Genomic DNA, 20,517 nt, shown 5'->3' with positions numbered 1-20,517 from the left:
GGTGGCAGAAGGAAAGGAAACACTCAGCTACGCCGTCGAGCAGGATGTTTAACTACCCTTGGTACCCATGAGCAACCGCTACGAGGTCAACCGGGACTGGCTGAGCGCTGTCGCCGCTAACGACGACGCGCGGGCACGCGTACGACTGACTGTCACTGGCGAACACGCCCGCGACTCCGTCATGGAATGGATGGAGGATCTGTCGGTCGATGCCCTCGGGGTACGCGGGCGCTCCGACTGGATTGTGCAGGAAATTTCCGCGGAGGCGGATAGGGCCGTCGTAGACATCACCGCCGGCGGAGATGACCTCGAGCACTCGCTGGCAGAGGCGACGACCGAGGCCTACGAGGTGCTCGAGGCGCTGGGTTGCGCGCTTCAATGGCAGGAGCAGTCAACCGAGGGGTAGCGCCTCACTAGTACATGGCGTGCTGGCCGCCGTCGAACGGGACGACGGTGCCGTTGATGAACCCGGACTCCTCGGAGAGCAGGAACGCGACAAGCGCGCCAACCTCCTCCGGCTTGCCGAAGCGGTTCTTCGGGTTGACCTTGACAAACTCCTTGCCTGCGGCTTCCCAATCGTCGCCGCCCATCTGGCGCAGGGACTTCTCCACCATGTCGGTCATGATCGCGCCGGGAGCAATGGCGTTGATGGAGATGCCGTCCTGGCCGTACTCGCGGGCGGAGTTGCGGGTAAGGCCCACTACGCCATGTTTGGAGGCGGCGTAGCCGGACTGGTTGCCCACGCCGCGGATGCCGCCGACGGACGCCGCGTTCACGATGCGCCCGTAACCGCGCTCCTTCATGTGCTTGAGCACTTCCTGCATTCCGAAGAAGGCGCCGTTGAGGTTCACGCCGATGACCTTCGCAAACTCATCGGCCCCGAACTCGTGGGTGAGGTTCTGCTTGCCCTCGATACCGGCGTTGTTGAAGAAGCCGTCGATCTGTCCGAACACCTCGATGGCCTTATCCACGTACGCCTTAACCTGCTCCTCCTGGGAGACGTCCGCGGCGAAAGTCTCCACCTTCACGCCCGGGTAGTCGGATTCGAGGTTCTTCTTGGCGTCGGCGAGGCCGTCCTCGTTCATATCCACGAGCAGGAGGCTGCCCCCCTCGGCGGCGATACGCTCGGCGGCGGCGAGGCCCAAGCCCGACGCGCCACCGGTGATAATGACGGTTTTGTCTTTGAAACGGTTGCTGAGATCGATCTTCACGTTAACTCCTTATGCGAATCCATTGTCACTGGCTGGCACTGCCCAGGGTGACGAGAGTTGCGCATACTTCAAGGTCGCTCACTAAACCCCGCCCCGACGTAGAGGGGCTGCGCAACCTTCTGCCGGGTAATTGGTGCCACTAACATCAATCCGGTCACTTGCCTCGCGGCATCATCGGCAGCGCCCGTTAACGGGCACGGAAACAAGGAAGTCATGACCCCAACTCACAACAACGGCTCCGACAGCCAGCCGGGCCCCGCCTTGCCGGAGCTCCACAGCGAGGAGCACCTGAAGCAGGCGCGCGATGAGTTCCACATGGAGAACCTCACCCCCGCCGACGCGGATCAGATTCGCCTCAACCGACGGGGCTCTGACCCGAACGGCACCTTCCTGTCATGGGTGATCACGCTCTTCGGCACGGCGGTGGGGGCCGGAATCCTCTTCCTCCCGCTCAACGCCGGCAGCTTCGGGTTCTGGCCCCTGGTGATCGCCACCATTTTCATCGGTCCCCTCGTCTTCTTCTCCCACCGCATGTACGCCCGCATTGTCGGCGCCTCGCCCGAGAAAGGGCTCGACGTGCTGCAGGTAGTTACCGCTTTGACGGGGCGCAAGCGCGGCGTGATCACCGCCGTGATGTACTGGTTGGCCATTTACCCCACGGTACTGGTCTACGCGATATCGATCACCAACACGATGGACAGTTTCCTGGTCAACCAGATGCACCTGGGCCAGGTCAACCGCGTGTTGCTGGCCACGGTGTGCGTCGGCCTGTTAACCGGAGCTTTCGCCCTGGGCAAGAAGGCGACACTGTGGTTCGCGAACATCCTCGTCTACCCCCTTATCGTCTCCCTGGCCGGTGTGTCGGTCTACCTCATCCCCCGGTGGGATCTCGCGAGCTTCCGCTCGTACGAGTCGCCGACTCCGCCGTGGCAGGCGCTGCTGCTGATCTTGCCGGTGCTCGTGTTCTCCTTCAGCCACATGGCCGCGATCTCGCAGTTCGCCCTCGACGTGCAGAAGGCCAAAAACGGTGACGTCGCCGCGACTGAGCGGCAGGTCTCGCGCATCGAGTTGATCACCTCTGCCCTGCTCGTCGCCTTCACCATGTTTTTCGTGTGGTCGTGTACGCTCGCGCTGGGGGCGCGCGGTCTCGAGGAGGCGACCGCCCAGAACCTGCCCGTGCTCAGCTACTTCGCCAACGTCACCAACACCCCGTTCATGGCAGTGATCACCCCGATTGTCGCGATCTGCGCAATCGCGTCCTCCTACTTCGGCCACCTCCTGGGCACGGAGGAGGGCACCACCTACCTGGTGCGCGTCATCGCGCCGCAGGCGACGCACGGAATCAGTGACCGCGTGCTGCGTGGGTCGGTGCTTGCGTTCGTCTTCATCACCGGGGTGGCGGTTGCGGTAATCAACCCGTCGATCCTCGACTTCATCTCCGTCATCGGCGGCATCTTCATGACGTTCTTGGTCTACCTCGTGCCGTTCCTGCTGTTCCGCAGGGCCAAGGCCTACGCCCACTACGCCAACCGCCCCGACGCGCTTATCGTCGGCGTCATGGGTGTGGTGATCATGGCCGTATCCGTGTGGGAGATCTTCCGCTAGAGATGTCATGCGGAAGGTAAACTTGGCCCGATGAACCCTGGCATACCTGCGCTGCGTGTTGTCGTCATGGGTGTGTCCGGCTCGGGGAAGTCGACGGTGGGTGCGCACCTCGCCGCGATCCTCGGGCTGGACTACCTCGACGGGGATGACCTCCACCCGCGCGCGAATGTGGAGAAGATGGCATCGGGCCAGCCGCTTAACGACGTCGACCGGGCGCCCTGGCTCGAAGCCGTCGGCAAGCGGCTGGCGGAGCACCCCGAAGGCCTCGTGCTCGGATGCTCCGCGCTAAAGCGCGCCTACCGCGACCTGATTCGCCGCTATGCCCCCGATGTCTACTTCGTGCACCTCGTCGGGTCCTTTGACCTTCTGTATGAGCGCATGAAAACTCGGCCCGGCCATTTCATGCCGCCCGAGCTGCTCAACAGCCAGTTCGCCACCCTCGAGCCGCTGGGTGATGACGAAGCCGGTCATGTCTTCGATGTCTCCTCTCCCCCCGAGGAGATTGCGCTTAACGCAGCGCGGTGGCTGCGCCAAACATCGCCAGAATGATGGCGAAGCCAACCACGCTGACGAGGACCTGGTTGACGGTCCACGTCTTGAGCGTGGTCGCGGTGTCCATTCCCATGAGCCGGCCGACCAGCCAGAAACCGGAGTCGTTGACGTGGCTGCCGAAGACCGAGCCGGCGGCGGTGGCCAGCACCACGAGCGCGAGCTGGGTCGCCGAATAGCCGCCGGCCTCCACGGCGGGGACCATGAGAGCGGCCGCCGTGGTCAGCGCGACCGTTGCCGACCCCTGGGCGAGGCGGAGCGCGAGCGCGATGAGGTAGCAGGCGAGGATGACGGGGATGCCGAGGCCTGCCATGGAGTCCGCCAGTGCGTCACCGATGCCGGATGTGCGCAGCACGCCGCCGAACATCCCGCCGGCGCCGGTAATCAGAATGACGGCGCACACCGGGCCGAGAGCGCTGTCCACAATCTTCTCGATGCGATCGCGGGAGAAACCGCCCCGGGTGCCCAGCAGAACCATCGCCACCAACACGGTAATCAGCAGCGCGATCGGGGTCTGGCCGAGGAAGGAGAAGAATTCCACCCAGTTGGCATCCTCCGGAATCACGCCCGCCGTAGCCAGCGCGTTCAGGCCCGTGTTACCGAAGATGAGCAGCATGGGCAGGAGCAGGATGAACACCACCGCGCCGGGGCCCGCAGGGGTGCGCGGAAGGTCGGCGTCGTCGATCTCGCGCCCGATCAGCGCGTCGGAAACAGTGAACGGGTACTTCTTGCCCAGGAACACGCCCCACAGGTATCCGGAGACGTACCAGGTGGGCAGGGCCACGATCAGGCCGAAGAGCAGCACCAAGTCCATCCGGGCGCTGAAGAATTCGGCGGCGGCGACGGGGCCGGGGTGCGGGGGAACGAAGACGTGCATCGCGGAGAACGCGCCGGCCGCCGGAATGCCGTACGCCAGAAGCGGGCCGTTGAGGCGGCGAGCCACAGCGAAGATGATGGGCAGCATGACGATCAAGCCCGCGTCGAAGAAGATGGGGAAGCCCATGATGAGCGAGGCCACCCCGAGGGCGAGGGGCGCGCGGTGCTCACCGAAGGCGTTGACTAGGGCCTCGGCAAGCGATTTTGCCCCGCCGGAGACCTCCACGAGCCGCCCCACCATCGCGCCGAGCCCCACGAGGAGCGCGACGGATGCGAGCGTGCTGCCGAAACCCTGCGTCATCGTGGGTACGACGCCGCTCAGCGGGATGCCTGCGGCGATGGCGGTCAGTGCGGAGGCGATGATCAGCGCCAGGAACGCGTGGACGCGCAAGACGATGACCATCACCAAAATCAGCGCCACTGCCGCAGCGGTAATAGCCAATAACGGGCCTGCGCCCAGCACAGGGGTCCAATTTTCCATGCTTAACCTCTCTCGGGAACCTCTCGCGGGATGCGAGTGATTTTCCCAAAAAACGTATCAGCTCGGAACGTGAAGGGACTACTGAGCGTTGCGCTCGCGCAGCGAGCGGGCGTAGCGGTCCGCCGCGCGGATCGCCTGCACGACGTCGGTTGGGGTGTGCTCGCCCGGCATCTGCTTCAGCGTCTCCTCGCTGGAGCAGGCGAGCTCGGCGATCTTGTACAGGTCGTCGTCGGTGGCGTCGGCGAGGTGGATCTCCTCCAGGGTGGTCGGCAGGCCGACGGACTGGAGGAAGCCGAAGTAGCGGTCGGCCTCCTCGCGGGTGGCGCCGGTGAGCATGAGCTGCACGCCGATACCGAAGGCCACCTTCTCGCCGTGCGACATGTGGTGGATGTCGCCGTCGAGGGCGGTGAAGCCGTTGTGGATCGCGTGGACGGCGGCCAGCCCCCCGTTTTCGAAGCCCAGGCCGGACAGCAGCGTGTTCGCCTCACAGATGGCCTCGAGTGCCGGGGAAACGATGTGCTCCTCCGCGTCCTTCAGCGCCTGGTGGGCGTAGGCAAAGAGCGTCTCCTCGCACTTTTCCGCCAGCGCCAGGCCGGCCAAGGTGGGGCGGGAGGAGTCGTCCATGCGGCGGCCGTTGGCGCGGTGCACGGCGCGGGCCTCCACGAGGGTTGCGAGGGCGTCGCCAAGCCCGGAGCGAAGCGTGCGCACGGGCGCGTTCGCGATGACGCGGGTGTCCACCGCCACGAGGTCTGGGTTGCGGTCGTAGAAGAGGTAGGAGTCGAACACGCCCTCGTCGGTGTAGATCACGGAGACGCGGGCGGTCGGCGCGTCGGCAGACACGGCAGTGGGGAAAATTGCTACTGGCAGGGAAAGCTTGTCGGCCACGGCGCGGGCGGTGTCGATGGTCTTGCCGCCGCCGAGGCCGATGATCACGTCGGTTTCGCCCGCCTGTGCTTTCTCCACAATGCGGCCGATCTCGTTCAGAGAAGCCTCGCCACCGAAAACCTCGTGCGTGGCCTCCATCCCGTCGCCGCGAAGGCTGTCCTGAAGCATCTGGCCCGCGATGTCCCAGACGACCTCGTCGGCGATGATGAGCGGGGCCGAACCGAGCGGCTTGAGGTAGTGTGCGGCGCGGTCAATAAGGTCGATGCCCTGCACGTAGCGGGAAGGCCCCGTGTACATCTTGTCCTGTGTATGGGAAACGGTCATCGTCTTTGCTTTCTGTCGGGAGATCCTCTGGCGCCCCACCCTAGGCGACCACGGCGTTATGTGCGAGTAGCGACTTTCATTATCCTTTTGTGCATGGCCGACAACGCACAGCCCTCACCGCCCCTGCGCTCCTTCCGCAACAACCCGCACGATTTCTCGGCGGAGGCGGTGGGAGGCACCGTCGCCGCCCACCCGGATGCGGAGTGGAACCCGGCGGGCTTCATCCACCAGGCCTCCCCCGTGGTCACCGACAGCGGGGAGCCGGCCGTCGCCGTGATCTCGGGCGGCGGCTCGGGCCACGAGCCCATGCACAGCGGCTTCATCGGCCGGGGCATGCTCGCCGCGGCGTGCCCCGGGCACCTGTTCACCTCCCCCAACGCCGTGCAGATCGCGGAGGCGACCGCGTGGGCGGACCAGGGCCGCGGGGTGCTGCACGTGGTGAAGAACTACACCGGCGACGTGATGAACTTCTCCGTCGCCTGCCGCATGACCCCGGAGGTGGAGACCGCCACCGTGGTGGTCAAGGAGGACATCGCCACCGAGCGGGGCGACGAGGAGGGGCCCGGCCGGCGCGGCACCGCAGCCACCATCCTCGTGGAAAAGGTTGCCGGCGCCGCCGCCCGCCGCGGAGACGACCTCGAGACGGTGCGGGAGAAGGCCCAGTGGGTCGCCGACAACTCCCGCAGCATGGCCGTCGCGCTCGCGCCGGGATACCTGCCCACCTCGGGCCGCGACACCTTCGACCTGGACAGCGGCGACATGGAGGTCGGCGTGGGTATTCACGGCGAGCGTGGCGTGGCCCGCGAGAAGATCAAGTCGGCGCGCGACATCGTCGAGGCGATCCTGCCCGGCATCGTCGAGGCGCTCGGGCTCGCAGACGGCGACGAGGTCGTCTGCTTGACCAACGGGCTCGGCGGCACCACCCTGCTCGAGATCCACCTCGTGTTCGGCGAGGTGCTCACCTGGCTCGCCGAGCGCGGCATCACCGTGCGCCGCAGCCTCAACGGCACCTTCGTCACCTCCGTCAACATGCACGGCGTGTCCGTCACGCTCACGCGCTGCAACGACGAGATCGCAGAGCTTCTCGACGCCCCCACGGCCGCCCCGGCCTGGCCCGCCGCAATCGGCACCGAGGCAACGTTTGCCCCGGCGGAGATGAGCTTCGCCGACAAGCTGCCGGAGACCGGCGAGGAGAACCTCTGGCTGACGGGCTTCATCGAGCGGGCCCAGGCGGGCGTGGACGACCTCACCGAGCTGGACCGCATCGCCGGCGACGGCGACTTCGGCGCCAACATCGACGCTGCCTTCGGCGACATCGAGCTGCCCCTGCGAGGCCGCGACGGCGACATCCTCGAGGGCCTCGCCCACCGCTGCCTCGTGCGCTCCGGGGGAACATCGGGAGCCGTCTTCGGCACCCTGTTCACCGAGCTCTCCCACGCCGTGGAGGACCGCCTCACCACGGAGTCGCTCGCGGCGGGGCTGAACAGCGCGTACGAGGCCATCCACGAGCTCGGCGGGGCGGAGTACGGTGACAAGACGATGGTGGACGCCCTCTACCCCGCCGCTCGGGCGCTGGCGGAGATCGACCCCGGCACCCCGCTCGAGGAGGCCATGGCCGCCGCCCGCGAGGCGGCCGTCGAGGGCGTGGCGCACACCCGCGAGATCTCGGCGAAGAAGGGCCGCGCCTCCTACCTCGGCGAGTCCACGAAGGACGTGCCGGACCCCGGCGCGATCGTGGTGACCTGGCTCCTCGGGTCCGAGGACCCGGTGGCCACCCACTACACTGTCTAAGCATGACTAACGCGACCGAGGGGCCCGCCTTCCGCTACACGGCGGGGCTGGCGAATGAGATCGAGCAGAAGTGGCAGCGCTACTGGCGCGACAACGGCACATTCAACGCGCCGAACCCGGTGGGGGATCTCGCCACCGGTGAGGAGCTGCCCGCGGACAAACTCAACGTCCAGGACATGTTCCCCTACCCCTCGGGCGCCGGCCTGCACGTGGGCCACCCGCTGGGCTACATCGCCACCGACGTCTACGCCCGCTACAACCGTATGCTGGGCAAGAACGTGCTGCACACCCTCGGTTACGACGCGTTCGGCCTGCCGGCGGAGCAGTACGCGATCCAGACGGGCACCCACCCGCGCACGACCACCGAGGCGAACATCGAGAACATGACCCGCCAGCTCGACGCGCTGGGTCTGGGGCATGACCGCCGCCGCGCGGTGGCCACCACGGACAAGGATTTCTACCGCTGGACGCAGTGGATCTTCCTGCAGATCTACAACGCCTGGTTCGACGAGGAGCAGCAGAAGGCCCGCCCCATCGAGGATCTGGTGCGCGATCTGATGACGGGCGCGCGCACCACCAAGGACGGCCGCGACTTCCGCGACCTGACCACCGCGGAAAGGCACGCCGCGATTGATGAGTTCCGCCTCGTCTACCTCTCCGATTCCATGGTCAACTGGTGCCCGGGCCTGGGCACGGTGCTGGCGAACGAGGAGGTCACCGCGGACGGCCGCTCCGAGCGCGGCAACTACCCTGTCTTCCGTAAGCGCCTGCGCCAGTGGATGATGCGCATCACGGCCTACTCCGACCGCCTTCTCGACGACCTCGAGCTGCTCGACTGGCCGGAGAAGGTCAAGTCCATGCAGCGCAATTGGATCGGCCGTTCCCGCGGCGCGCAGGTGTCCTTCGCATCCGACGCCGGCGCGATCGATGTCTTCACCACCCGCCCGGACACGCTCTTCGGCGCCAGCTACGTCGTCCTCGCCCCCGAGCACGAGCTTGTCGACGCCCTGGTGGCCGCCTCCTACCCCGCCGACGTTAACCCCGCCTGGACCAACGGGCAGGCCACGCCCGCCGAGGCGGTGGCCGCCTACAGGCGGGCCATCGCCGCCAAGTCCGACGTGGAGCGCCAGGAGAACAAGGAAAAGACGGGCGTGTTCCTCGGCTCGTTTGCCGTCAACCCCGTCAACGGCGAGCGGGTGCCCGTGTTCATCGCGGACTACGTGCTCACCGGCTACGGCACCGGCGCGATCATGGCCGTGCCCGCCCACGACGAGCGCGACTACGAGTTCGCCCAGGTCTTCGGCCTGCCCATCGTCCCGGTGCTCGAGTCCGACGTGTCGGCAGAGGCGTTCACGGGCGATGCGCCGCATATTAACTCTGCCAACGACTCGGGGTTGGACCTCAACGGCAGGGCCAAGGGTGACGCGATTGAGGCGTCGATAAGCTGGCTCGTGGAAAACGGCCACGGCGAGGAGCGCATCCAGTACAAGCTGCGTGACTGGCTCTTCGCCCGGCAGCGCTACTGGGGCGAGCCCTTCCCCATCGTCTACGACGAGAACGGCCAGGCCCATTCTCTGCCCGAGGACATGCTGCCGGTGGAGCTGCCGCAGGTGGACGACTACAACCCCGTCTCCTTCGACCCGGACGACGCGGACTCCGTTCCCGCTCCCCCGCTGGCCAAGGCCACCGACTGGGTGGAGGTCACCCTCGATCTGGGCGAGGGCGAGAAGACCTACTACCGCGACACCAACGTCATGCCGCAGTGGGCGGGATCGTCGTGGTACCAGCTGCGCTACATCGACCCCACCAACCAGGAGGAGTTCTGCGCGCTGGAGAACGAGCGCTACTGGACCGGCCCGCGCGGGGAGAACGACCCGGGCGGCGTGGACCTCTACGTCGGCGGCGTGGAGCACGCGGTGCTGCACCTGCTCTACGCCCGCTTCTGGCACAAGGTGCTCTTTGACCTGGGCTTTGTCACCTCCCGCGAGCCGTACCGCCGCCTGTACAACCAGGGCTACATCCAGGCCTACGCCTACACGGATTCCCGTGGCGTCTACGTCCCGGCCGCCGAGGTGGTCGAGCGTGACGGGAAGTACTTCTACGAGGGCCAGGAGGTCACCCAGGAGTACGGCAAGATGGGCAAGTCGTTGAAGAATGCTGTCGCCCCGGATGAGATCGGCCGCGACTACGGCGCCGACACCCTGCGCGTCTACGAGATGTCCATGGGCCCGCTGGATACGTCGCGCCCGTGGGCCACCAAGGATGTCGTGGGCTCGCACCGCTTCCTGCAGCGCCTCTGGCGCCTCGTGGTGGACGAGGAAACCGGCGAGCTGCGGGCCGCGGATCTCGAGCTGAGTACGGAGGACGCGAAGGCGCTGCACCGCACCATCGCCGGGGTGCGCGAGGACTACGAGAACCTGCGCGATAACACCGTGGTGGCCAAGCTCATCGAGTTTGTCAACTACCTGACCAAGACGTACGACGGCCCGGTGCCGCGCGCAGCCGTGGCGCCGCTCGTGCAGATGGTCGCCCCCCTCGCCCCGCACATCGCGGAGGAGCTCTGGTCGCGGCTGGGCAACCCGGACACTGTGACCTTCGAGCCGTTCCCCGACTTCGACGAAGCCCTGCTTGTCGACGACACCGTCGAAATCCCCGTCCAAATCAACGGCAAAGTCAAGGCCCGCATTGACGTGCCCGCCGACGCCGACCAGAAGGCGATTGAAGCCGCCGCGCTTGCCGACGCCCGCGTGGCCGAGCTCATCGACGGAAAGAACGTGGTCAAGACCATTGTCGTCCCGGGCCGGATGGTGAACCTGGTGGTGAAGTAGCCGCTCGCCCGCCGGGTGCGGGTATAGGTGGACTGATATTCTCAAAGCGTCCAAGAAAAGCACATGTTGGCTCAAGGAAAGGCGCATCGATGTCCACCCGATACACCGGCGGAACCGACCCGCAGGACAACCACCCGGAGAACCACCCGGAGAATTACGGCCAGGGCACCTACGGAACCCCCGACAGCTCCGGCTACACCGGCTACAACGGTTACACCGGTTACAACGGTTACGGTAGCGAGCAAGACCCCTACTCCCCCGGCGTCTCAGACTTCACGCAGTTCGACGTGAATGCCGCGGCGGCAGGGCACGGAGCCACCCGCTTCCACGGCACAACCCTGGTTGACGGCACCTACGGCGACGGAACACAGCTCCACCCCGTGAATGACCCTCAGGTCAACGGGTGGCTGCACGTCAAGGGCACCGGCAAGATGAACGCCCTCGAGGCGTGGGGATTCGGTTTCAAGCAGACCTTCGCCAACTGGAAGCTGTGGATCGTCATCGGGCTCATCGCCGTCGTGGCGCCCATGGTGTTCAATCTGATTTTCCCGCCGCTCGGGGCCGTCGTGCAGTTCGCGATCCTCTTCCTCGCCCCCTTCGCCTACTCGTTCGCGCTGCTGCAGACACTGTCGCGCCACTGGAGGTTCGACGGCATGAAGGCGCCGGCGTACGGGAACACGCTGGGCATGCTCGTCCTCATGGCCGTGATTCTCGGCGCGATCTCCCTCGTCGTCTTCTTCATCGCCGCTTCCCTCTTCGGCGGGAACGCGATGGAGGCGATCCGCTCGCTGGATCCCGTCCAGATCGAGAACGACCCGATGGCCATTCTGCCGGCGCTGGGCGCGATCCTGGGCTTGCTCGGCGTGACGATGTTCCTGCTCTACCTCATCTCGCCGCTGTTCATGTTCCAGTACTGGTACGCGGCAGACAACGCCGCGCCGTTTACAGCGTGCATCGGCGAGGGCTTCCGGGCGGGCACCCGCAACTACGGCCAGCTGCTGCTGTTCGGGCTGATTTCCTTCCTGCTGGGCATCGTCGTCGTCATCACCTTCGGCCTGGCGGCCATCATTATCACCCCGGCCAGCATTCTGGCCATGGCGTACGCCTACCGCCAGGTCTCCGGCGGCCCGGTGCCGACGGAGACACCGAACCAGTTCTAGCGTTCTAAAGCGTGACCACGGTGCGTCCGTGGTGCGCGCCGTCGAGAAGCTTCGCCCCGACCTCGATCGCCCCCGCCAGATCGACGGTGGTGGTCACGGAGCGGAGCTGCTCCACATCAACGGCCTGCGCGAGGAGGTCCCACGCCTCCTCGCGCAGGCCGTTCGGCGCATCCACGGAGTTGATTCCCACGAGGTGCACGCCGCGCAGGATGAACGGCAGTACGGAGGCGGGCAGGTCGTTGCCGGCGGCCATGCCGCAGGCGGTGACAATCCCGCCCCAGCTCAGCTGCGCGATCACGTTGGCCAGGATGGTGGAGCCCACGGTGTCGATCGCGCCTGCGTACCGCGCCTTTTGCAGCGGTTTGCCGGCCTCGGCGAAGTCAGCGCGGTCGACGACCTCGGAGGCGCCGAGGCCGGTCAGGTAATCCCGGTATTCCTCCACCCGCCCAGTCATCGCGTGCACCTCGTAGCCGCGCGCGGCGAGCATCTGGACGGCAACGGAGCCGACGCCGCCGGTGGCGCCGGTGACCAGGATCGGGCCGTCCACCTTTCCGTTCGGATGCAGGTCCTTCGGGCCCGACTCCACGGCGCGCTCGAACCCTGCCACGGAGAGGCCCGCGGTGTAGCCGGCGGTGCCGAGGGCTGCGGCGGTGGGGGCGTCGAAAAGCGAGGGCACCGTCGTCACCTTGTCCGCGTCGATGCGCAGGCAGGGGGTGTAGCCGCCGTTGCGGCGCTCGCCGATGCCCCACCCGTTCACCGTGACCAGCGTGCCGGGCTCGAGGGAGGGGGATTCCACCACGGTGCCCACCGCGTCGATGCCGGGCACCATGTTCGTTTCGCGCAAAATGCCCTTGACGCCGCCGAGCGCCATGGCGTCCTTGTAGTTCACCGAGGAATGCGTGACCTCGATTAGGGTGTCGCCCTCGCCCGCGTACTCGTCCAGCGTGTCCACGATCTCGGGTCCGTTTTCCGTCATCAGCAATGTCTGTTTCATGCTCCCAGCCTACGTCCACTGCCGCGTCAGGTGGAGGAACTAGTGTTCTCACGGTGACTGACTCCACTCGCCGCATGTACCAGGCCCTGCGCGCAGCCGCATGGCTGCTCGTGCTTGTCGTGGTGGTGTTTTACACCGTGGGCAAGGCGCACGTGGAACTGGGCGAGCTGTGGAACAGCTCGGCGCAGGCGCGCCGCGAAATCCGGCTTGTGCCGTTCAACGAGTTCTGGGACCCGACGGTGTGGTACGGCCCCCTGCAGAACCTCCTGGGCAACGTGGGCCTCTTTCTCCCCGTCGGGTTCCTCGTATGCAACGCGCGCCGCGGGGCGCTGGTGGGACTCGCGCTGAGTCTGGGGATCGAGATCACCCAATTTGTCACCGCGTCCGGCTACTCGGACATTGATGACCTCGTGTACAACACCGCCGGCGCTGCGCTGGGCGGATGGGTTGCCGCCAGGCTCTCTCCCCGCGACCTGGTGACCGGGGTGTGGATCATCGTGGCCGGCGCCATCGTGCTCATCGTCCCCTTCCTCGCGGCGATGCTGGCCTGAGGGAGCTGGCCTAGAGTGGGGGACCATGAGTGAGCAACGTGGATGGTTCACACGGGCCGTTTTTCCGGACGGGGAGGAACCGGATCCGCGCTTCACGCTCGCCAATGAGCGCACCTTCCTCGCCTGGACGCGCACTGCGCTGGCGTTCCTGGCGGGCGGCATCGCGCTTGAAGCGTTTCAGATCCCCGGCATCCCGCCCCAACTGCGCACGGTGGCGGCCGCCGTCGTGATTGTGCTGGGGATGGCCATTTCCGCGGGCGCCGCACTGCGGTGGGCCCGCGTGGAGCGCGCGCTGCGCAACAACCGCCCGCTGCCGGCCCCCGCTATCGTCCCCGCGCTCGGGATCGGCATCTTTGTCGCCTCCGTGATCGTGCTCATGGGGGTGCTGTAAAAACGTGAGCATTCCCCTCTCCGACGCGGGCCTGCAGCCCGAACGCACGGCGATGAGCTGGACCCGCACCGCTTTGGCCATGATGGTGTGTTCGATGACGCTGCTGCGCTGGTCCGGCGCGTACCCGGACGTGGTGTTCCCGGTGATCATCCTGCTGGCAGTCGTGGCGCTGGCGCTTATTTTCCTCAACAGGCGGATCTACCGCGACCAGGCCTCCGAGCTGGCCCACGAACACGCCGTGCCCAACCTGGCGGGGGTCGCCCTGGTCACCGCCATGCTCCTGCTGCTCGGCGCCATCGGGCTCGCGCTATTGCTCGTCGTCCCGTAGCATCCGCTCGATGAGCAGGCAGCCGCCGTGGGTGACGTAGAACCCCGGCGGGCACTCGGACTCCTCCACCACCCGCAGGGCTTGGAGCAGCTGGTAATTCCTCTTCAGGTTGGTCGGCACGCTGCGCGGCCCCGTGTCCCCCGCGATGATGTCGTTTTCCTTGGCCACCCAGCGCACCATCGCCCGCCACTCCTGCGGGCCGAGCGTCTGCTCGAAACCGGCGCGGAGGTCGTCGGTGAGCTCGTCCAGGCTCGCCTCGCCCTCCACGAGCATCTCGCCGTTCTCCGTCAACTGCACCACACCGCCGTTGACCATGAGTAGTTCGGCGCCGGTGAGGATGGAGCGGGTGGTTGCCAACAGCGGCAGGGAAGATTCGCGTGGGCGCTTCTGGGGCGTGTCGCACCCCAGCTCGTGGCCGACGGCGCGCACCACTTGGGACGGAAGATAGCCGCTCGCCGTGAGCTTCACGGGGGTGGCGAAGTGCCGCAGGATGGAGACGATCTTCTCCTGCACCAGGTCGGGCGGGCAATACTCGTCGAATTCCCCGAAGACGGGATCGAACGGCTCCAGGGGATCGAAGGGATTGTGGGCCAGCTTGTCCTCGAAGAATCCCGCCATGGCCGCCAGCAGCGCAGGGTTGTGCTCGGGGTTCGGATCCAGTGCAAGGATCTCCATCAGGTCGGGGCGTGACTCGAGGAAGTCCTCGAACTCCGCCGCGAACTGGGGCGCCCGGGGGTCCTCCTCCATGGAGCTCGCGGAATCGATCATCAGGTCCTCCGCGACGAAACTGATCCGCTCGGCCACGGTGACAGCATCCGCCTGCGTGAGCCGCTGCAGGAGCCGCTCGGGGCTCATCACCGGCAGGAAGCTCAGCAGCAGCGGGGCGACCTCCATGTTCGGATCGAGGCCGGCGGCGATGCGGCGCGCTTCCACGTGAAACTTGCTCATGAGGGCCGGCCCGTTGCAGGCCTCGACAACGTCGGGACCGTGGGCGTCGATAAGCAGGGGCGTCGGACCGTCCAGCCGCGAGGTGCCCAGGACCTCGACGTGGATGTTCCAATTGGCCGAGGGGTCGTAGACGTAGGTTGTCGGGGGCATCCCCGCCACCGTCACCTCGGTCTCCGCGCGCTCGTCTTCGCTGGGGTTGGTGGTGATGACGTCGCGCGGGCCGGCGCCGGCGGTCATGTACATGTGGCTCTCGCCGCCGGAGAAGCCGAAGGCGGCGTCTATGACGTGCGAGAGCGCCCCTAGGTGCATGGAGTCTTCCACGTTGACCAGGCGGGAGATGACTGGCTGGGAGCCCTCGATTGTCATCAGCAGCGAGATGATCATGGTTTCCAAGGATACTGCCCGGCGGGGATTGCGCCCGGCGCGAAAGCCGAGTTGCACAATGAGGTGTGCAGCGTGGGGGAGCATCCGCACCCTGCTGCCGTAGCTAGCCCCGGTCAGTCCCGGTCAGTCCCGGTCAGTCCCGGTCAGTCCCGGTCGGCGGGCGAGGCCACGGGCGCGGGGTTGCGCCGCGGCCTGATGGAGGTCTTCGGCAGCTCAGGCGCGGGCAGCCAGGACATCCCGTCGGCGTTCGCGCCTGGCCCGCCGCGGCCGACGTAGCCTTCCACCTCGCCGAAGCGCTGCGTTCGCTCCTGCCACTGCTGCCGCGCGCGTACGATCTCTTCGTGGTCGCGGCCGACGAAGTTCCACCACATGATGATTTCCTCCGCAAACGGCTCGCCGCCGATGAGCACGGCGAGGGCCTCGGAGTCGGAGGTGTTGGCCAGCGTGAGCTCGGCCGCACCCACGCCGGTGTAACCGATGGCGGCACGCGGGATGGCAACCCCCTCCAGCGCCAGCCCCTCGCTGTCCGCCAGCACACCGTGCTCGAAAGCGGGATCGACGGCAAAGGTCGCGCTGCGCCCCGGGGCGAGACGGAACTGCGCCCTAACCAGCGGGGTGAATGTCTCAATCGGGCTGGCCACGCCCAGCAGCGATCCGATGAATACGTGGGCGGTGGAGGCGTCGCCAAGCGAAATCGGCTCGGGGGCGTAGTGGTCGAACTGCCGCGGCGCGCTCGAGCGGGCGTGGTCGGGCAGGGCGAGCTAGAGCTGCACGCCGTGGAGGACGGTGGTGTCGGGGGTGGAGGTCTCGGAGTGGCAGATGCCGTCGCCGGAGGTCATGAGGTTGATTTCGGCGGGCAGGACGAGCCCGCGGTTGCCGCCGGAGTCGATGTGCTGGATCTCCCCCTCAAACAGCCACGACACCGTCTGCAGCCCGGTGTGCGGGTGCGGGGCGACGTCCATGCCGCCGGTGACGGAGACGTCGTCGGGGCCGTAGTGGTCCACGAAACACCACGCGCCGATGAGCGAGCGCTGCCGCTGCGGCAGCGTGCGGCGCACCGTCATCGCACGCGGACCGCCGAGCGGCACCTCGCGGGCGGTGATGATTTCCACGTCCACCCCCGGGCGGTGCCCGTCCGGGTTGGCGCCCCCTCCCGTTTCCAACACGTACTCGGACGGTTCCCGCTCCACGTTGCTCACGGCGCCAGAATACATTTTGCCAGCACCGACAAACCGGGTACAAGTGGACCAATGAACACAATGACCGGCGGCCTGCTCGCCACTATCGCGCTGCTGAGCGCCTCTGGACCGCTGGGGATTGACATGTATCTGCCCGGCCTGCCGACGCTGCAGGAGGATCTTGGGCACAACCCCGGCGGCGGCGCAGCTGACCATTACGGCATTCGTGCTCGGCATGGCGGTGGGCAACCTGCTGTTCGGCGCGGTATCCGACAGCACCGGGCGCAGGCGCCCGATCTTCGTGGCGTCGGTGACATTCCTCGCCGCGTCCATTATGTGCGCCGCGGCGCCGTCGATTGAGCTGCTCGTTGCCGCGCGCCTGCTCCAGGGCTTGGCGGGGGGAACGTGCATCGTGGTCTCCCGCGCGATCGTGCCCGACGTCGCGCGCGGCCGGGAGGCGGCGAAGATGTTGTCCGCGCTGCTGGCGATCACGGGATTCGTTCCGGCGATCGCGCCGGTGCTCGGCGGGATATTGCTGCCGGCCGTGGGGTGGCGCGGCATCTTCTGGACGATCGCCGCCGTCAACCTGGTCCAGATCCTCGTCGCGGTTGTACTCCTGCCCGAGACGCTGCCGCCCGAGCGCCGCTCGGAACGGGCACTTTACGGGCTGTTCCCCCGCATCGGCCGCTGCCTGCGGCGCCCCGCGTTCGTCGGATACATGGCCGCCTCCGGTCTGGGCTTCGGATCCCTCTTTTCCTACATCGCGGCCTCACCCCTGGTCCTCCAGGAGCAACTGGGGCTCTCCCCGACCGCCTACGCGCTCGTCTTCGGCGCCATGGCGCTGCTTCTGCCCCTGTCCAACGCCGCGAACATGCGCGTGGTGGCCTTCGTTCACCCGCGCCGGGCCCTTCTTGTCGCCCTGCTTGTCTACGCGCTCGCCGGCGCATTCCTCCTCCTCCAGGCGCTCACCTCCCCGACGCTTGCCGTTGCCGTTCCCACCATGGCGGTGTTGTCGCTCATGTCCGGGTTTGTCATGGCGAACGCGACCGCCCTCGCTGTGGAGGTCGTGCGCGACATCGGCACGGGGGCGGGCAGCGCCATGGGGTTCTTCCAATTCGTCGTCGCCGGCGCCGTTCCCCCGCTTGTTGCCCTCGGCGCCAACCATATGGTCGCGATGGCGCTCAGCATCGGCGGGTGCGCGACCGTCGGGCTCGTCTTCTTGCTGCTGCTCACCCCGGCCGAGGCCGAGAAGGCGCAGCCCGGCAGCTAATCGACGTCCGGCAACGCGTCGGTGGACGACGGGTAGGACCCCTGGGCGCCGCGTCGAGTAGCGGAAAAGGCCCCCACCCGGGCGGCGTAGCGCGCGGCGGCTACTAGAGTGTCGCCCTCGGCGAGCCGGTGCACGAGCGCGCCCACGAACGCGTCGCCCGCCCCCGTGGAATCCACGGCGTCGACCGACGGGGTGGGGATGGGCGTGAGCTGATCGCCCTCCGCGACGACAGCGCCGCGGGCGCCGCGCGTGAGCACCACGGAGGCGAAGCCGAGCTCGGTCAAGGCGCTGGCCATGGCCTCCTCGCTGGCTGGGACGTCGGCGACGCCGAGCTGGGCGAGGATGAGGCCGGCCTCGTGTTCGTTGGCCACGAGGGGATCGGCCGCGAGAAGGTCGGCGCGCTCCACCTCGATGACGGGGGCGAGGTTGACCACCACGCGGCCCGTCGCCAAGCGGACCGCCGCGGAGAACCCGGAGGCGGGGATCTCTCCCTGGAGCAGGACGATGCCGGCGGACTCCACTGCCTCGCGTCGCGACGCCACGAAGTCGCCGTCGACGGCTGTGTTGGCGCCGCCGACGACCACGATGGTGTTCTCTCCGCTCTCGGACACCGTGATAACCGCAAGACCCGTCGAGCCCTCCACCGTCGCGACATCGCTCATGTCCACGCCCGCGGCGCTCAAAAACTCAGTTGCCGGGGCAGCGTAGGCGTCGGTTCCCACCGCGCCGACCATGCGCACCGTCGCACCCAGGTTCGCGGCCGCCACGGCCTGGTTGGCGCCCTTTCCACCGGCGGAGATGCCGCCGTCGCGGCCCAGCAGAGTCTCCCCCGGCAGCGGGTGGCGCTCCACGAGCACGAACAGATCGGCGTTGATGGAGCCCACGACGGTAATGGAAGTCATGGGTGACAGCCTAGATAATCCGCCTCTCGCGAGCCTTATCGACGGCCGCAGTCCGGTTGTCCACCCCCAGTTTGGAATAGATGTGGATCAGGTGGGTTTTCACCGTCGCCTCGGAAATGAACAGCGAGGACGCGATCTCCCGGTTGGATTTGCCCGTTTGCAGCGCCTGGAGGATCTCGATCTCCCGGTTGGACAGCGCCTGGTCGGGATGCATGACGCGCTCCGCGAGCACGCTCGCGATCTGCGGGGACATCACGCGCCTGCCGGCGGCCGCTCCCACAATCGCGTCGTGCAGCTCGTGCTCGGGGGCGTCTTTGAGCATGTAGCCCAGCGCCCCGACCTCTACGGCGGCGAGCACGTCGGCCTGCGTGTCGTAGGTGGTCAAGATGAGCACCGGAGGCCCGCCCGCCGCGGCGAGGCGGCGCGTGACCTCGATGCCGTCCACGTCGGGCATCTGGATATCGGTGACCACCAGGTCGATTCCCTCGGGCATGGTCTCCACCGCCACGCCCGAGGAGCTTTCGGCGACGACCTCGATGTCGCCGAAGGAGTCCAGTACGGCGCGCAGTCCGGCGCGGACGACGGGGTGGTCGTCAATAAGCATGACGCGGATCATGAGAGCCCTCCTTGTAGGGGCACGGTAGCGGCGAGCACGTTTCCTTCGATGGTCAATTCTCCCCCGGCCTCGGCCACGCGGGCGCGCAGGCCGCGCAGGCCGTAACCCTCCGGGCCGGTGATGCCGCGGCCGTTGTCGTACACGTCCACGGTCGCCTGCGTGCCCAGCGTATCCACGGTGACTACCGCCTCCGTCGCGCCGGCGTGGCGCACGATGTTGCTCAAGCCCTCGCGCACCACGCTCTCGACCACGCCCGCGGCGGGTTCGGGCAGGCCGACGGCGCTCACGCGAACGCTCAGCTCGGTGCCGAGCGCGCGCTGGCGCTCCTCGGCGGCGCGGGCGAGGCGCTGGACACGCACCGGCAACGGTTCCGTCGACCCCGCGTTGCCCGTGACAATGCGGCGCGCCTCGGCGAGGTTGTCCGTGGCGGTCGCGCGGATGGTGTCCAGCGTCGCGCGGGCTTTCACCGGGTCGTCCAGCTGCTTGTCCAGCGCGCGACCGAGCAGCACGATGGAGCTCAGGCCCTGGGCGATGGTGTCGTGCACCTCCCGCGAGAGCCTCGAGCGCTCCGCGGCCACGCCCGCCTCGTGCTCGGCGGCGGCGAGCTCCATCTGCGCCGCCTGCAGGTCCACCACGAGCTGCTTGTAGTGCTCCGTTTCGCTGCGCAGCGCTGTGTAGGAGTGGACGATGAGGAGCGCCACCGCGGTGCCTATTGACGGCCCGATGAGGCCGCCGACCCCGCTCATCGGCCACGTTACCGACAGGGTGAACGCGAGGATACCCGCCGAAACGACGAGCCCCGGGCCCACGGGCAGCACGTAGCTGACCAGGATCACCAGCGGAAACTCCAGCCACACGAAGGAGGAGGAGAGCAGCGTCATGCCCAGCCACAGCGCGGTGATCACCGCGAGCCAGCCCAGCGCCGCCGCCCGAGAATACGGCCGGCCCTCATTGTGGTAGACGGTGCCGGCGAGGTAGGTAAGCGCGAACACGGCCCCGAGGCACAGCGCGGCGAGGTTGCCCCGCGCGTTGACGAGGCCGACTGCCAGCAGGACGGCGACGAGCACGTGCAGGCTCACGCGCAGAAAGGCCAGGATGCGGTTGGTGTTGCTCACGGAAGTCAAGGGTAGTTCGTCGGTTCGATGCACTGTGTCCGCCACGGAGTGTTGAGGTGAGTGGCTGCGCTCCGGTGTTGCGCTGTCCCTCCGGTTAAGACCGGACGGTGAAAGATGCGCCGAAATCCGC

At 67.3% G+C, this 20,517-nt stretch carries 18 protein-coding genes and 1 pseudogene; 10 read left to right on the top strand and 9 right to left on the bottom strand.

Annotation, left to right across the window (positions count from 1 at the left end):
* Positions 1–67: 67 nt before the first annotated feature.
* Positions 68–406, top strand: a complete 339-nt coding sequence (locus BLS40_RS07795) for a hypothetical protein (protein WP_092150922.1) — start codon at positions 68–70, stop codon at positions 404–406.
* A gap of 7 nt (positions 407–413) precedes the next feature.
* Here the strand turns inward: BLS40_RS07795 and BLS40_RS07790 are convergent, their stop codons facing one another.
* Positions 414–1,211: an SDR family oxidoreductase gene (locus BLS40_RS07790; RefSeq protein WP_092150919.1), complete on the bottom strand. Its 798-nt coding sequence runs from the start codon at positions 1,209–1,211 to the stop codon at positions 414–416.
* 213 nt (positions 1,212–1,424) lie between these two features.
* Here BLS40_RS07790 and BLS40_RS07785 point away from each other — a divergent pair, with 213 nt between their 5' ends.
* Together BLS40_RS07785 and BLS40_RS07780 are read left to right on the top strand one after the other, a co-directional pair.
* A complete protein-coding gene (locus BLS40_RS07785) occupies positions 1,425–2,816 on the top strand; it encodes an amino acid permease (RefSeq protein ID WP_092150916.1) in 1,392 nt (463 codons plus the stop codon).
* 30 nt (positions 2,817–2,846) lie between these two features.
* On the top strand, positions 2,847–3,365 hold the full coding sequence (locus BLS40_RS07780; RefSeq protein ID WP_092150913.1) for a gluconokinase: 519 nt from the start codon (positions 2,847–2,849) through the stop codon (positions 3,363–3,365).
* Here the strand turns inward: BLS40_RS07780 and BLS40_RS07775 are convergent.
* The gene (locus BLS40_RS07775) at positions 3,325–4,722 is read right to left on the bottom strand and encodes a GntP family permease (protein WP_092150911.1); all 1,398 of its coding nucleotides are present in this window, start codon (positions 4,720–4,722) and stop codon (positions 3,325–3,327) included. The genes BLS40_RS07780 and BLS40_RS07775 overlap by 41 nt on opposite strands.
* A 78-nt stretch (positions 4,723–4,800) precedes the next feature.
* On the bottom strand, positions 4,801–5,931 hold the full coding sequence (locus BLS40_RS07770) for a glycerol dehydrogenase (RefSeq protein WP_092150908.1): 1,131 nt from the start codon (positions 5,929–5,931) through the stop codon (positions 4,801–4,803).
* Positions 5,932–6,024: 93 nt separating this feature from the next.
* Here BLS40_RS07770 and BLS40_RS07765 point away from each other — a divergent pair, with 93 nt between their 5' ends.
* The 3 genes from BLS40_RS07765 to BLS40_RS07755 all read left to right on the top strand — a co-directional run bounded on the left by BLS40_RS07765 (position 6,025) and on the right by BLS40_RS07755 (position 11,710).
* Positions 6,025–7,722 carry a dihydroxyacetone kinase family protein gene (locus BLS40_RS07765; RefSeq protein WP_092150905.1) on the top strand — a complete coding sequence of 566 codons (1,698 nt, stop codon included), beginning with the start codon at positions 6,025–6,027 and terminating at the stop codon, positions 7,720–7,722.
* A gap of 2 nt (positions 7,723–7,724) precedes the next feature.
* Positions 7,725–10,550: a leucine--tRNA ligase gene (gene leuS, locus BLS40_RS07760; RefSeq protein ID WP_092150902.1), complete on the top strand. Its 2,826-nt coding sequence runs from the start codon at positions 7,725–7,727 to the stop codon at positions 10,548–10,550.
* Positions 10,551–10,639: 89 nt separating this feature from the next.
* Positions 10,640–11,710: a hypothetical protein gene (locus BLS40_RS07755; protein ID WP_092150899.1), complete on the top strand. Its 1,071-nt coding sequence runs from the start codon at positions 10,640–10,642 to the stop codon at positions 11,708–11,710.
* A 4-nt stretch (positions 11,711–11,714) separates the two neighbouring features.
* Here BLS40_RS07755 and BLS40_RS07750 read toward each other — a convergent pair whose 3' ends face one another.
* A complete protein-coding gene (locus tag BLS40_RS07750) occupies positions 11,715–12,704 on the bottom strand; it encodes an acrylyl-CoA reductase family protein (protein ID WP_092150896.1) in 990 nt (329 codons plus the stop codon).
* 53 nt (positions 12,705–12,757) lie between these two features.
* On the opposite strand from BLS40_RS07750, the gene BLS40_RS07745 reads away from it, so the two are divergent.
* Genes BLS40_RS07745 through BLS40_RS07735 form a run of 3 tightly spaced genes read left to right on the top strand, consistent with a single transcriptional unit; the run spans position 12,758 to position 13,974 of the window.
* Positions 12,758–13,255, top strand: coding sequence for a VanZ family protein (locus BLS40_RS07745; protein WP_157672459.1), 498 nt, complete (start codon positions 12,758–12,760; stop codon positions 13,253–13,255).
* Between the two features lie 25 nt (positions 13,256–13,280).
* Positions 13,281–13,646 (top strand): YidH family protein, encoded by a 366-nt coding sequence (locus tag BLS40_RS07740; RefSeq protein WP_092150890.1) that lies wholly within the window; start codon positions 13,281–13,283, stop codon positions 13,644–13,646.
* Positions 13,647–13,650: 4 nt separating this feature from the next.
* Positions 13,651–13,974 (top strand): DUF202 domain-containing protein, encoded by a 324-nt coding sequence (locus BLS40_RS07735; RefSeq protein WP_092150886.1) that lies wholly within the window; start codon positions 13,651–13,653, stop codon positions 13,972–13,974.
* Here BLS40_RS07735 and BLS40_RS07730 read toward each other — a convergent pair.
* Together BLS40_RS07730 and BLS40_RS07725 are read right to left on the bottom strand one after the other, a co-directional pair.
* Positions 13,954–15,306: an IS1096 element passenger TnpR family protein gene (locus BLS40_RS07730; RefSeq protein ID WP_092150884.1), complete on the bottom strand. Its 1,353-nt coding sequence runs from the start codon at positions 15,304–15,306 to the stop codon at positions 13,954–13,956. The genes BLS40_RS07735 and BLS40_RS07730 overlap by 21 nt on opposite strands.
* Before the next feature lie 143 nt (positions 15,307–15,449).
* Positions 15,450–16,505, bottom strand: a pseudogene (locus BLS40_RS07725) (pirin family protein).
* A 160-nt stretch (positions 16,506–16,665) separates the two neighbouring features.
* Here BLS40_RS07725 and BLS40_RS07720 point away from each other — a divergent pair.
* On the top strand, positions 16,666–17,754 hold the full coding sequence (locus BLS40_RS07720) for a Bcr/CflA family efflux MFS transporter (protein ID WP_231908424.1): 1,089 nt from the start codon (positions 16,666–16,668) through the stop codon (positions 17,752–17,754).
* Here the strand turns inward: BLS40_RS07720 and BLS40_RS07715 are convergent.
* From BLS40_RS07715 to BLS40_RS07705, 3 genes are read right to left on the bottom strand one after another with little or no spacing between them, the layout of a single operon-like run.
* Entirely contained in the window at positions 17,751–18,656 is a 906-nt protein-coding gene (locus BLS40_RS07715; protein ID WP_092150881.1) for a ribokinase, read from the bottom strand. The genes BLS40_RS07720 and BLS40_RS07715 overlap by 4 nt on opposite strands.
* Before the next feature lie 10 nt (positions 18,657–18,666).
* Positions 18,667–19,272 carry a response regulator gene (locus tag BLS40_RS07710; protein ID WP_092150878.1) on the bottom strand — a complete coding sequence of 202 codons (606 nt, stop codon included), beginning with the start codon at positions 19,270–19,272 and terminating at the stop codon, positions 18,667–18,669.
* Complete coding sequence (locus tag BLS40_RS07705) at positions 19,269–20,387, bottom strand: sensor histidine kinase (RefSeq protein WP_231908423.1); 1,119 nt, start codon at positions 20,385–20,387, stop codon at positions 19,269–19,271. Before BLS40_RS07705 ends, BLS40_RS07710 begins: the two co-directional genes overlap by 4 nt.
* Between the last annotated feature and the right edge of the window lie 130 nt (positions 20,388–20,517).

Source organism: Corynebacterium mycetoides (assembly GCF_900103625.1).
Taxonomy (GTDB): domain Bacteria; phylum Actinomycetota; class Actinomycetes; order Mycobacteriales; family Mycobacteriaceae; genus Corynebacterium; species Corynebacterium mycetoides.
This window is presented reverse-complemented; position numbering and strand designations above follow the sequence as displayed.